3 protein-coding genes are annotated in these 14,302 nt (G+C 63.8%); all 3 read right to left on the minus strand.

The window, feature by feature from the left end:
• Positions 1–40: 40 nt before the first annotated feature.
• A complete protein-coding gene (locus tag J3P82_RS14090) occupies positions 41–12,532 on the minus strand; it encodes a filamentous haemagglutinin family protein (RefSeq protein WP_434557385.1) in 12,492 nt (4,163 codons plus the stop codon).
• A 202-nt stretch (positions 12,533–12,734) separates the two neighbouring features.
• Positions 12,735–13,967 carry a substrate-binding domain-containing protein gene (locus J3P82_RS14095; protein ID WP_434557386.1) on the minus strand — a complete coding sequence of 411 codons (1,233 nt, stop codon included), beginning with the start codon at positions 13,965–13,967 and terminating at the stop codon, positions 12,735–12,737.
• A 13-nt stretch (positions 13,968–13,980) separates the two neighbouring features.
• The gene (locus J3P82_RS14100; protein WP_434557387.1) at positions 13,981–14,214 is read right to left on the minus strand and encodes a hypothetical protein; all 234 of its coding nucleotides are present in this window, start codon (positions 14,212–14,214) and stop codon (positions 13,981–13,983) included.
• Positions 14,215–14,302 lie beyond the last annotated feature (88 nt).

Consider the following 14,302-nt stretch of genomic DNA (forward strand, 5'->3'; position numbering starts at 1 on the left):
GCGACAGTTGCCTGTCGCCCTCAAGCTTTGTTGACGGTTGTTAGAGCGTCAGGTTGCGTTGTTCCTCCGGGGTCAACTGATTACGCGCCTGGTCGTCCAACCGTCCGGCGCCCAATACCCGCACGCTGTTGTTCGGTTCATGATCCGGTGCCCGGCTGGCGCCTTCCTGTGACGGTGCCAGGCGCTCGTTGCCAAAACCCAGGACCTGCACGCTGAACACCGACGGCATGCGGTTGCGCGAGGCGGCCTGTTGCTCGCGAGCCACGCCTTCCGCCGCGTCACTGGCCGACGCCGCGGCGGAACTGGCGTTGGTCAGCGCGCCGGTGTTGACCACTGCGCTGACCGGCACGCCGTTGGACTTGCCTTGCACCTGGATGTTGGCCGCGTTCACCACGTGCAAGGCGGCGATGTTGATATTGCCCGAGACCCGGATACCCGCCTCTCCCGCGTCGATGGTGCCGAGCGGCGCGAGCAGGTCGATATCGCCCGGTGCGACCTCCGCAATAGGGTTGAGCGTGGCGATACCGGCGCCAGTGCTCGGCACCGACGGCGACAGGGTGACGTTGCCCCAATTGTCGTAGACACGCTTGGGCGGTGTGTACACCAGGGTGGTTTTCGAACCGCGACCGGCGTTGATATCCCCTGTCGCGGACCAGGCGAGGATGTCGCCGCCAAAGGTGGTCATGATCCGGCTTTGTCCCAGCAACACGCTGCCGTTGCTGAACAACTGGATGTCGCCAACCCCTTGGGTGATGACCCCGGCACTGGACGGTGGCGCTTCGCCTTCGATACCAAAAACCTGCTGCCCGCCAGGCGTCAGCATCTGGATATCGCCACCAAAGTTGGTGTGCACCCCGGCGCCGCCGAACATCGTGATATCGCCCTGGTAAGCCAGCGGGTTGCCGGCCACGTCGTGGGTCGGGAACAGCGCGGCGATGGCGTTGCGACCGCGCAGGTAGCTACCGGAACGAGGACTGCTGGCGTTGTTGTACTCGCGACCACCGGCACGCAGTTCGGCGAAGTACACCTCGCGAGCAAACACCCGCTGCTGCTCGGCCGGCAACGCGGCGAAATAAGCCTGCGCCTGATCGGCCTCACCGCTGAAGCCATACCGCGACGCCAGCCAGGCCGCCAACTCGACCTCATAGGTTTTCGCCACCTTGCCCGGCTGTTGAGCCAGGCCGACACCAGTGTCCGCCAGGTTGGCCGGATCCAGGTATTGGCGCACGAAGCCCAAGTAATCCGGCCCGGCAGCGCCCACGCCGGCTTGCATCACGATGCTTGCGCCGGGGCGGTTGTCACCGGACTTCACCGGACCGAGGCTGGTCACCGCGGCCTGGTCTTCCATCAGGATATTGCGTCCGGCGTTGATCTCCAGCGTACCGGGGCCGGCGACATTGAAAGTGCTGTAGAGAATGTCCCGGCCGGCGGAGACAACGGAGATGTCGGTGGGGTCGTCGTGGACGAACAGGTTGCCGGTGCTGGTGGGCGAGCTTTCAAACTGCGTCAGTGAAGTGCCCGCAATGTCACCACTGTTAACGATATCCCGCCCCGCCATAATCCATGCGGGACTGGCGCCCTCGTACCACGTCTCGCCAGCCCTTGGGCCGGAACTGAAGGCAATCATTTCGCCCGTGCGCAAACCCACGATATCGCCAGTGACCGCATAGAAGCGCACTGGCTGATTGGCTCCTCGATAATTTCCGTCTGCACCGGTACCGCCAAACGCGAACAAGCCCATTCCGATACTCCTTGCACTCGCCCCTTCCAGATCGCCATGCAGCCCGCCCGATTTGTCCTTGTAATAGAACGCAGGATTGTCTGGGGTCGTCAGGCTGCTTGCCGGAGCACGGGTGGGTGATATTGCGTAGCCTCCCGCATAAATCGAATCCCCAGCGAGAAACTCCAGCTGCGCCTGGTTTCCAGGCGCCAGGATCAAGGAATAGGGGGTCACAAAGCCCCCTACCCCACGTGATGAGGGCCCGTAATACAGGCTGCCTGAGGGCGCGGCTACCCGCAAAATCGACGGATAGACGAAACGCCCGTCGGTTTGCGAATAGTCCATGCCGCTACGAGGCGTGGCGGTATTGACGCCAGCCGAAAGCTCTGCGCCTTGGGTCGAAGGCGTAAGGTGCCCTCCGGCGGCAAACAGATCGATAGCGGTATGGTCGGTCCACAGGCTGAACCAGGAATATCCGGGGCCTTTGATCCCACCGCCAAGATCCACCGATTGGGCGGCTCGTGTAGGCGCACGGCCCGGGTCCACCGCGGCGCCTAGCACGAGATTGCCTCGGGTATTCAGACTGGCGGTGGCGTCACCGGGTACCAGCAGCACTCCACCGGTCGCGCTAGCCATCGTTGCGTCATACGGGTTGTAGGCACGTATCTCTCGGGGATCCTGCGAACTCTTATTCGGACCGCTGATCAGTTCCATGCCGCCAAACGAACCGGCACTGGCCCTTAGCGAACCTCGCAGGTTCGTAAAGCTGCCATTCAGGTCATGGCGCGAATCTACCGGCTGGCCAGCATAGTCGAGAAACGCCCTTGCCTCCAATGAAGGGTTGAGGGCCCCGCCGATAGCCAGCAATAGGTCACCTCCACCGGTCAACTTCAATTGACCGTCTACCATGCGCCCGGTCGAGCCGACCGCCAAGACGATCCCCTGGCTGCGACTGGCGCTCTGCTCACCTCGCTCTCCACGGGGGGCCAACATACCCGCGTCGCCTGCGACTCGCACATCCACGTTGCCGCCACCCAAGGTGCCGATACCGGTAAAACCGTTCAATACCGGATCGGTGCCATGGGGCACATAAGTGCCGAAGTTAATCCACCAGGCGGTAGGCGTACCGTCACCATCGCCCTGGCGCCACAACCAATTCCCAACCCCCGAGCTCTCCATCTGCGGTGCATCTTCTGTCACGAGCGTACTTTGTTTTCTGCCGACGATGTCACCGGCCAAATCGCCGCCCACCGACAGCAGCAGGTTACCGCCATGGTCTGGATACCATGCGCGATATCGGCTGTCTGCGCCGCCATCCACCAAGCGCTCATAAGGGCTGTCACCGTTCCCCAGAATCGAGTCAGTCGGCAGGCCGGTTTTATTCAGCGAGACGCCTCGCGCAAGGTTGTAGCCCGCCGAGTCAGCCAGACTCAAGGACGACGTGCCCGCGGTATAAATGCCAAACAGCGATTGCATGCTGAAATCACCCGCGCTGATCAGGTCCAGATCGCCGGTACCGGTACGAAGAACACTGAAGCTGCTGGTGCCCACCACGTAGGTGTAAACGCTCCCACCGATGCATAACCCGGGCGCTTGCGAACAGAATTCGTCCTCGGACATGCCATACAGGTCCGCCAGTTCCGCCACCGGCCGCCCGACATAAGTCAGGTCACCGAAATAGTCGAGCGAGGCTTGCTCGGTCAGCGTCCGCCCCGCAGCGACACAGAGCCCTGCCCCCTGCCCGCAGAACTCGTCGACGCTTATGCCGTAGAGGTCAGCCAACTCGGCGACAGGCCGCCCGGAGTAGCTCAAGTCACCGTAATAGTCGAGCGAGGCTTGATCGGTCAACACCAAGCCACCCGCCTTCGCCAGCATCCCATAGTGAGTGTCGGCCACCGTGAAGCGTCCATGCTCGGCATAAGGATTGGCCAGGCGGGTATCAGCGGCCTGCAAATCGGCGCCAGCCACGGCACGCAACGACCAGGACTGCGAGCCCTCGGCCAACATCGGGGCTACCGCCCAGTTACGGCCCTTGCCATCGCCGCCGCGCAGATTGATTTTTTCCACGCCTGCGGCCAGCTTCACGTCGGTACCCGCGGGTATCAGCGCGCCCAAAGGCAAGAGCAGTGCGCCCGCCTGAACCACGGTGCTAGGGCTGTTCACTGTCACCGAACTTGCCGGACGGCTGGGCAGGGCCACACCTTTTGGCCAGACCAACCCGGTCAAAGTGGTATCGCCGATCAACACCGAACCACCTCCAAGGACCATCCCTTGAGCCACGGTCAGATCGGCCGTCAGGCGTGTACCGGCGGCATAGGCCACACGGCCATCGCTATAACGGATATCTGCCGCCAACACCGTGCCGGCAGGCAGTGAAATCGCTTCGGCCAACTCGCCGTCCACGGGCAGGCGGGTACCCGCAGCCAGGGTAACGGCTTGCAGCGGCAGGTCGTAGTTGAGGGTCGCGCCGGACAGGAACGTGGTGCCGTCCTGCAATTCAATGCCCGCTCGCGGCACGATCAAATCACCGTTGAACATCACCTTGCCGGGCGTCAGCACCCAGCCATCGTCATCCGGCGTTGCCGGCGGAGGCGCAAAACCGTCGTTGATGCTGCCATATACGCTAAGGTCGCCACCAGCGCGCAGCACCAGGCTGCCGACTTCGCCGGAACCGTACACGCCAGTCTTTGGCGTCAGTGGGTTGAGGCTGGCGTAGCGGTAACCGGAGAGGTCCAGGTCGCCCTGCACCACCAGATCGCCGTCGGCGGTGGCACTGACGATTTCGACGCCGGGGCGCAGATGGAAAGCGTTGCGATAGGCGGCATTGTTGAGGCCCGCCAGCTTGCCGTAGCGTAAGGCATTGTTGTTCAAGACATTGTCGATAAAGTCGCGGTTGTCGTCATGGATACCGTTGAGGTAATCCTGATTGATGACTTGGTACGGCCGGCCACTGGCCGCCGGGTCGGTGCCGTAGGCGGCATCGTCGTAGCGTTGCACGCCATTGAGCGCGATCAGCTTGGCGCCCTGGATGTTCAGGTTGCCGCTGGCGTCGATGGCGATGTCGCCGGCCGTGGCGCCGCCCAGGCGTGGCGCATTCAGCTCCAGGGTGCCACGGGCCTTGCCGTCGTGGCCGACCGTAGCGGCGGTGCCATGGCGCAAATCGATGCGCGCGCCACCGGCCAGCGTCAGCAGGCCATCTCCGGAACTGAGCTCAACCATGGCGCGGTTCGGCGAATCGATGATCTGGCCGTAGCTGTCGACCCGCAGCACGCGGCCATGGGCATCGAGCACGGCGTTGCCGCCAAGGGTCAAGCCTTGCTTGCCGGCCAGGCGGATGGAACCCACGCGCTCGCCGCTGGCGTCCACGGTGCCATTGACGGTGAGTTTGCCGCCGTCCACCGACACGTTGACCACGCCGGCCTTGAGGCCATCGCCGATCACCAGGTCACCCTGCTTGAGCTGGAAGCTGCGCCCGCCGAATACCTGGCCCTGGTTCAGGCGCTGGTTGAGGGCGGCAAACTCATCGCTCAGGCTGCCATCGCCCAGGCGTTGGGCGCGAATGTCCACGTTGCCGGCCTTGTAGGGCACGGCGGTGCCGCCCGCATCGTAGTAACCGCTGCTGCTGCCCAGCACGCTGCCCGCCAGGTCGACCTTGCCGGCGGCCGCCGCCAGTGCGGTGGCCTTGAGGGTGCCGGCCTGGTTGTTCACGGCGGAGAGATCGATCACCGAGCCGGCGGCCTGGCGGATATTGCCGTTGCGGCTTTCGAGGATCAGGTCACCGCCCCAACTATACTTGCTGACATCGTTGAAGGTGATTTTGCGTCCGGCCAGGTCGAGGCGCGCGGCATCGGTGAGGGTCAATTCATCCTCGGCGCTGAGGGTCAGCTTGCCGCTGGGTAGCACCACGGTGCCTTCGACCCGCACATTCTTGCCGTTCAACGCCAGCTCGGCGCCCAAGCTATCGGCGCCGGCCACCGGCAGGCGACTGCCCGCCGGAGCGCTGACACGGATATTGCCGCCCGCGGTGATCCGGTTGACCGACCCGGCCTCGCCGGTCATCAACGGCGTGAGGATGTTCAAGTTGCCGCCGCTGTACTGGAAGCCCTTGCCCGTGATGTATTCACCCTGACGCTGATAAACCAGCAGGCCACCCTTATGGTTGGCGGTGATGCGTTCGCTGGCGTTGAGATCGACGTTGGCAAATCCCAGTGCCAGTCGGTCATAGGCCTTGACCACCTTGGGCTCGGTGGTCGGGGCATAGCCAAAACCGATGCGTTCGGCGTCGATTTGCAGGTTGCCCGCGCCGGTACCGGCACTGTCGCGCACGATGCTGGCGGCCTCGTTTTGCGCACCGTTCCAGATCAGCTCGCGGGTGCGGATTCGTGCGGTTTCACCCGCCTCGCCCTTGCCGTAGATGGCGGGCGTGGTGAGCACCAACTCCTTGAGCCGTGATTTGCCGGTCGCCGCGTCAAAGGTATCGAGGCTGGCGTTGCCATAGAAATTCAGCGAATCGCGAGCGCCCAGCACCAGGGTTTCGAGCGCCGGCGCGCCGGCGCTGGTATCGCCGAGCAACAGGCGGTCAAGCACCTGCTGGTTGAGCGTCAGGCCATTGGGCAACAGATTGCGCGACGCCAGGTCAGCCAGGGTGTCGGCATTGCCGACGTTGATGCCGCCGACCGCCAGTGTCAGGTTACGGGTGCCAAAGCGCACGGCATCCGTCAGCTCGAAGCGATTGTCCGTGGCTGAGGCGATGGTGCCCTCGGAATACAGGCGGGTGGTGCCCGTGCAGACGCCATCGCATACACCGATGCGGATACTGCCGGGGGCACTATCTGGCTCCTGCGGGTTAGGCGCTGAAGGCGCCAGCATGTTCAGGTAGCCATTGGACACGGCCAGCACGCTGTTGCGACCGGGGCTATAGATATAGCCATCGTGCGAGTCACGGGCCACGGCGCCCATGCCCAGGGTATTGATCGACGCGCCTTGCTCCACGGTGATCCCGCCCTTCGGACTCGACGTCACCAGGAATACTTCAGGCGCCCGCAAGGTCGCGCCGCTGCGCAAGGTGATGTTTTGGGTCTTGGCGACGGAGCCATTGCCATTTCCGAACTCAAGGAAGTTACCGCCCTGGCCATAGCGGGCCAAGGCATAACCGCCGATGAACAGGCTGCTGGCGCCGATGGCATTCACCGCATCGTCGGTCAGGGTTACACCGTTCAATCCGGCGTTGGCTACCTGTCCAGCCTTGATGATTTCCAGGTCCCCGGCCCTGACCAACGTGAGTGAGGTGGTGCTGCCGCGACCCTCTTTGGCTGCTTTGCTCAGCAGTTTGCCGGCAAAACTGAAGCTCGGTTGGTCACTCTGGTTGCGCTCGAACGTGACGTTGAACGCCTTGGCATCCCGGGGCAGCAGGACGGCGGGCACGCCCAGGCGCGCGGCATCCGCCAGGGCGAACTGACTGAAGCTGGTCTCGTTGTACTGCGAATAGCGGCGCAGCGTATCGGCCGCGGTGACGATCACCTGGCTCGCCAGACTGTCGCGTACGCCGGTGCCGGCAATGCCGAGGGTACCGGCCGTTGCCCAGGAGCCGTTACGCATGGCCTGGGTCGGCACCACCCCGCCCTGCCCGGCCAGGCCGTTGACCTCGATGCGAAACGCACCCGGCAGCAGCGCGTAGGTCGAGGGCAGCAAGGTATAGGTGCCGGCCGGCAAGCCGGGGACGCCGGCACCGAGGGTAATCTGTTGGCCGGCCAAGGGGGCGACGGCGCCGGCTTCACCGCCCACGGGCGCATAGCCGGTCTGTACGCCAGGAACGATGGCGTAGACCGGGTTGCTGCTCAGTGCCGGTAACAGGAAACCGTCCGGGCCGAACTGCACCAAGGGGTTGAAGCGCGCGTCAGTGGAGCCGCCACGCCCCGAGATGAAACCGGCGCCGGTCAATTCACCGCCGCCGGACACATCAACCACGGCTCCCGCCGCGACGTCCATGGTCTCGCCCACCAGATCGATCTTGCCTGGCACGCCATTCAGGGCTGGCCGCAGCAGGCTCTTGTCGAGCGTCACGCCATCGAACACGTAGGATTTGCCATCCGCTGTTCCGCCATAGGGCATGACGAGCCCCGCGCCGCTGACGGAGGTCAGGCTGCCTGGCAAAAGGTTCACGTCACTGCCGGGACGCGACGCCGTTTCCAGCACCGTCTGGCCGATGATCAGGTTGCCCAAGGGCGCCCGCAGAATGCCGCCCTGATTGATGACATCCGCTTCGAGTCGCAACTCGCCGAACGCGGAGTAAGGCACCGAAGGGATCGCCGAGCCATTGCGGCCTATGTCTATTCGCTTGGCAGTCAGTGTCCCTTGCACACCGGTGCCGGGGTAGATCTGCGCGGCGGTGAGGCCCAGGACGCCAGGGGTTCGGAGTAACATTTTATGATCGGTCTGGCTGCTTGCCATCCGAATGTCACCCTGACTGTTGAGCTGCAGATCTGCAAAGCCGCGACGGTCGACCTGTCGAATTTCACCTTGGGACATCGTCAGGGTTCCGCTGCCACCGATTCTCACCGCGTCGCGAATATCAAGGAGCCCGGTCGCTGTCAGCTGCAATTTTCCCGCAGCAGGTTGTGCCGAAGGCGCCAGCCCTATGCCGGTGCTGCTGTTGTCCGCCCCGGCGGTCGTACTATCTTGCGCGCCGGCCAAGCGCACATAGTGGCCGCGCAGTTTGACCACCGAGTCCGCCGCCGCTGTCTCCGCCATGCCGTACGCACCCGCGTAGAGCTGAAGCGCATTGGCCATCGTCAGGTTGACATTGCCATCGAAGGTCAGCAGACCGGTACTGAAGAGGGACAACGTATCAAATCCGCCGGCCTCGACCTGATCCACCGCAAGCCGTGCATAGCCGTGTTCCAACAGGGCGGCGCCCTGTTCGGGAGCGCTACCGACGGCCATGCCCGTCGCGGAACGGTGTTGCTCGATCACCAGTTCGCGGGTCTTGCGCTGGTTGTCCGGCAATTCCGAGCTGTTCAAATAAACCGTCGCCCCTAGCCCGACCGACAAGCTTCCGCCCGCCGCGCCGGCGCCGCCGGCGGCGGCCTTGAACTGACCGTCCAGGTAAAGCCCACTGGTCGAGCCAAAACTGATGTCGCCGCCATGGCTGGCAACCACAAGGCGTTGCCCCGCGTCATCCAGCACCGCCTGGGCACCCGAAGCGTCGAGCAACGCGCCTTCGCGCACCACGATGAATTTACCGATACCGCCACCGTCGCCCGTCGCATGGTCAATCTCACCACCGATGACGATACTTCCGCCGTTACGCACGAAACCGTATGGGTTGCCCCTGGCACCCGTGGCGGTGGCGGCGCGAGCGGCTACGTCCAGGACCGCGTTCTCGCCGATCCAGATCGACTTGAAGTTGTCACTGGGCGGTATGACCGCCGCTTGCGGCCCAGGCGCGGAGCCGACCGTGATCGAACCGCCCCAGGCATTCAATGTGCCGTCCACGGTGATTTGGCCGATCCCACTCAAGCGGATCGCCTGCCCGGGATCGACGTTCAGCACGGCCGACTTGCCCACCAGCAGGTCCGCGGTGGCAACGTTCCCTGGGCGGGTATTCTGGCTGCCGGCTTGCAGCGACAGGCCGGCGCCCTGGCGTTGGGTCAGCACGCCCTTGGCGGCATCTTCGAGGTACAGCGGCGGCGTCCAGGTTTCCAGCGCGCTGCCAGGCGCACCACCGGTGGCGAGCCCAGCGGCGGCCGGGCCTTGGCGATACACCGGCAACGTGACGTCGACTCGGGTGCCCTCGGCAACCTCCAGGCCATCGTTGCCAATGATGTCGTAGGCGGAAAAGCCTTTCTTGAAGAAACCGCCATCGAGCAACAAAGTGCCCGCCGCCGAGGTCGCGGTGTCGCTGATCAGCACTTTACCGGCATGAAATTGCAAGGTGCCGCCGCCCTTTACACCCTGGCCACGCAACTCACCGCCCAGGCTCAATTCCCCAGTGACGGTGCTCAGGCTGACATCGCCGCCCTTGCCGCCCTGCAACTTGCCCGAATTGAGCAAGGCCGCGCCGGAAGAAACATCCAGCACACTGCCGGCGCCCAGCACGAGGGCGCCGCCGGTCTTCAGGGCAATGCTGCCACCGTTCTGGTAGGGCAAGGCGCTGATGTCGGCAGGGTCCAGTTGCAGATTGCTCCACAGTCCACTGGCGTCCAGGCGCACCCCTTTGCCCACGGTGATCGAGGAAGCGCCGGCCACCGGCATCGAGCCATCGACCTGAACGAAATCCCTGCCCACCTGAATGACGCCGCCGTGGGCGGTGATGTCAGCATTCACGGCCACTTTCGGGCCAAACAGACTGATGGTGCCGGCCGGGGCTACCTGCAACGCCCCCTCGACATTGATGCCTTCGCTGGCGGCTACTTTGATCGCACCCAGCTTGAAGCCGCTGAGCTGGTTGCTGTCCAGGTACAACCTCCCCTGGCGATCCGTCGGCAAGGCACTGCCGAGGTCGATGCCATTGGCAACGCCTGCGGCGCCTTTGCCGATGACGACGTTTTTTAGCGTATCGGCCGTGGCGCCAAGGGCATATTCCACGGTGCCGCTTTCCTTCACGTAGAACGGCACGTACGCGCCGACCACCAGTTGCCCACCCCGGGCCACGGCTTTTTGCGACTGCTGGTAGCCATCCAGGCCGGCCTGGGCGGCGCGGGTCTGGCGATCACCCTGGAAGGTGTCGCTGGCGAGTGTGCCTTCGAGCACCGCATTTCGTGTACCAATCACCAGCGTGCCGGCGTCGCGGCCAATGGTGTAGCCCGCTTCTTGGCGCGAGCGCGGGGCGATCAGGGGATTGTAGTAATAGTTCGTTTGCCCCCAGCGCTGGGTATGGTCTTCGTAGCCTTTGTAGAGGCCGGTATAGAGCCTGTCGCCGGGCGCACTGTTGAGTTCATACAAGCGGCCATCGGCGCCTCTGAGCCAGGTTTGCTTGATCGTGCCGCTTTGCACGTCCAGCGTGCCGCCGGACATATTGATCTGCGAGCCAGCCTGAGTGACCAAGTCATTACCGGTAAAACTCACGGTACCGCCCTGGGCCATCCATTCGGCGGCGCTATGGCCCTGGGTGCCGAGGTAGCCGCTGACTTCCAGCAAGCCACCGGCGGTGTACCAGCGATCGGTGGCGTAGCCGTTGGTGCCGGCCGGCACGAACACCAGCTCGCGGGTATCCACCCACACATCGTTGTTATTCAACGCACCTTCATCACGGTTGCCGGCGGCATCACGCTGCTCGTTGCCCTGGATGTTGACCTTGATGCTGTTCGCTTCCATCGCCACCTTGACCCCGGTGGCGCCGGACACATCGATCACCGCGCCGTCGCGCACCAGGCTGCGGGTGCCGGCATTCACCGCGACCTGGCCGCCGGTGGCGAGGGTGATCGAGCCTTTCTGGAAGTCGACGCTGCCGGCGCTGTCGATCCGCACCAGCGACAGGTCGCGGCGGTAGGTGTCGGCGGGGATCACCTTGCCGTCCTGGCTGACGACTGGTTTCAACAAGCTGTCGCGCTGACTGTCCAGGGCCGTGGCGCTGGCATCCAACAGGATCGCCGTGGTGCTGCCTTCGCCCAGGGTCACGTTGGCCTCGCTACCGCGCGCGGTCAGATGCAGCGTGCCACGGGTGTCCGCCGAGGTGCTGGCGACGGCCACGCCGTTTTGCCGCACCTGGTTGCCGGTCAGGGTCACGTCGCCGCTGGCCGCCATTAGCAGCCCCGTGTTGCTCACCTGCCCGGCGCCCGTGCCGCCTAGTTGATGGGCGATGACCTCATTGCCGCGGGTGGTTGAAGTCGAGTTGCCGTCGCTGGCGAAGCCCTTTTTGATCGTGAAGCTGTCACCGGCCGCCAGCACGGTTTGTCCGCGCTGGGTACTGATGGTGCCGGCATTGTCGACGGTCTTGCCCAGCAACAACACATAGCCGCCACCGGCGGTCGATTTGCTTGGGGCGGCCGTGGAAATCTGCGCGCCCTTTTCCACCCGAATCGCGCCTTGGGCGTTGGTGAAACTTGCGGCGCTGGCGTTGTAGAGGCCACCGGTCTTGAATTGCTCGTCGCTGAAATCCGTGGCGGCCGCCACCAGGTTACGCACGTTGACCTGGCTGCTGCCGCTGAACACTACACCGTTGCTGTTGAGGATCATCACCGTGCCGTCGGCCTTGATCTGGCCCTGGATCTGGCTCGGCGCGGTGCTGTTGTTGACTTTATTCAACGCCGCCCAACTGGCGTCCTGTTGAAACGCCAGGGTGGTGTCACGGCCGATATTGAACGTGTCCCAGTTGAGGATTGCCTTGTCGGCGGTCTGCTTGACGGTCACCACGACCTTGCCATTGGCATCGGTCTGTACCGGGCCATTGGCGTTGACGAACAGCGGCTTGCCGTCCGGACCAATCACCGCGTTCAGGCCATTGCCACCCAAACCGTTATGGATGGTTTGCGGTGCGCCAAAGGTCGCCGCACGCCCAGCCGCCTGGGCAGCCTGGCTGGCCGCAATCGCCGCCACCGTGCTGTTCATGTTCGCCAGCGAACGGCCCAACTGCTGCTGCACCCGTTGCTGCTGCGCCAGCGGTGGAGGCGTTCCAGGGCGCGGCGCGCTGGGGCTGGCCGGGCCCGCCGGAGCCGCGCCCTTGGCCGCGAACCAGGCCGAACTGAAACTGGTCGCTGCGTACGCGGGGTTGGCCAGCAGTAACAAGGCAATGGCCTGGGCCAAGGGCTTGAGGCACAGCACAGCGGTGGATTCAGCATTACGGCGAGTGGCTTTCTGTGGGCGGCGACGCATCACTACGGATCCTTTTTACGCAGGGCGAATTCGGTAGCGCCCTCTGGACGAGGCGCGCAAATGACTAATCCCAAGGCAGGTTGACGCCATCGCGACCGAACTTTTGTCATGCAATGTTCATCTGCCGGGCGGTTGTCTGAAACGAAAAACCGGCAACAGCGCGAGGCTGTTGCCGGTTCATGAAGCGGACCCTGATCAGGGCTTATTGCGGACGACCAATGCCGTTGCAAGCAGTGGTGTTACCCACCGACAGCGAGTTGGTGGCGGTCCAGAAGGTGCTGCGAATGGCCGTTTTCCAAGTGTCGGTGATTGGAATCAGCTTGGCGGCGATGATTTCATCGTCGTTGTTGTTGGCATCGGACAGGGTGTAGTGGCGACCGATGAAGTCACGTACGGCTGAGGTGTCGGTGCTGTCTTTGTAGCACTGGTTGAACACCATGAAGGTGTAGCCAACGATGCTGTAGCCCGTCGTCGGGTTAGGCAGGACCTTGGCCCAGTTTTCCGGCAGGCCGCGATCAGCAGCGGCTGGCGGAGCGATGGTGCTCAGGGCGGTCGTCACGTTGCCGACGGTGGGCAGGTTGCCGTTGACGCGAGCGACCACGGCGTTGCTGCTGGCGTTGACGTCTTCCGGACCGACGTAGCCGATGGCGCCTTCGGTGGAAAGCACGGTGCTGGCCATCGCAGTGCTGCCGGACACGGCAGTGGCGTTTGCCGGAACGGTGCCGACGGCTGTGGTGAAGGTGCCGTTGGTGGTGAACCTGGTCGGGCACTGGCTGTTCAAGTGACGGGTGAAGATCTCGCTGGTGCCGCTGCTGCCGGCGCGGTAGTAGACCTTGATCGGGGTGGTTGGATAAGCGCTGTTGACCTGGTTCCAAGTGGTGACAGTACCCGAGAAAATGTTGCACAACTGGGCGCTGGTCAGGTTCAGGTTGTTGACGGCGGTGCCGTTGGCCAACGTGAGTTTGTATGGAACGGTGACCGAAGTGGCTTCGGCAGGAATCTGGATGATCGGACCCCAGTTGGCGGCGTTGCCGGTCGGCACGGCGGGCGACTGGTGAGCGGCGCGATAGGTGGTCAGTTCAGCGCTGGACAGGATCGAGTCGCTACCGGCGTAGTCAACGCTCACGGCCGGAACGTAGACCTTTTCCAGGGCGGTGGCCGAGTTGCCGTCCAGGTTCCAGACCAGCACGTCGGAGTTGTTGGTCAGGAAAGCGGACTTGCCGCCGCCGCTGCCCACGCCCACGTAGTTGGCGAAGGCCGGTTGTGGCGCAGGGCCGTTGAGGATGCCGACGGGAGCCGCGACGCCACCGGTTGGAGGCACGCCGTACAGGTTCTGCGGCAGAGTGGCACCGCCACCGACGACAGCGGCCATGGCCTGGGCGGAGCAAAGGCCGGCGACGGCCATGGAAACAGCAAGAACGTTGCGCTTGAACATGAAGAATCTCCTTTCATCGTGTCTGGACGTTGGTAGTTCGCTTGTGCTTCTCATCGCGACCGCTGCCCCGAGCAGATTTCCAGCGCTCTTTTAAAGGGGTGGCCACGGCGTAGAAGCTCTCAACTTCCGGTGACAGAGAAAGGAAAAAATCTCGGGTGTTCGGTGCTGTTTTTCCTAAATATTCTCGGGAGTTACCGACACCTTCCTGACATTTCGCCCAGCTTTCGCGGCAGGAGCGAAACGCCATGGCATGCCCTCCCCCGTGGGCCGTAGCTTGGCGCGCCGTACATGTCGGACGGATGAACCCGAGTGGCGCTCTGGTGTGGGTTACGCAG

The organism is Pseudomonas sp. Z4-20, assembly GCF_051131955.1.
Taxonomy (GTDB): Bacteria; Pseudomonadota; Gammaproteobacteria; order Pseudomonadales; family Pseudomonadaceae; genus Aquipseudomonas; species Aquipseudomonas marvdashtae.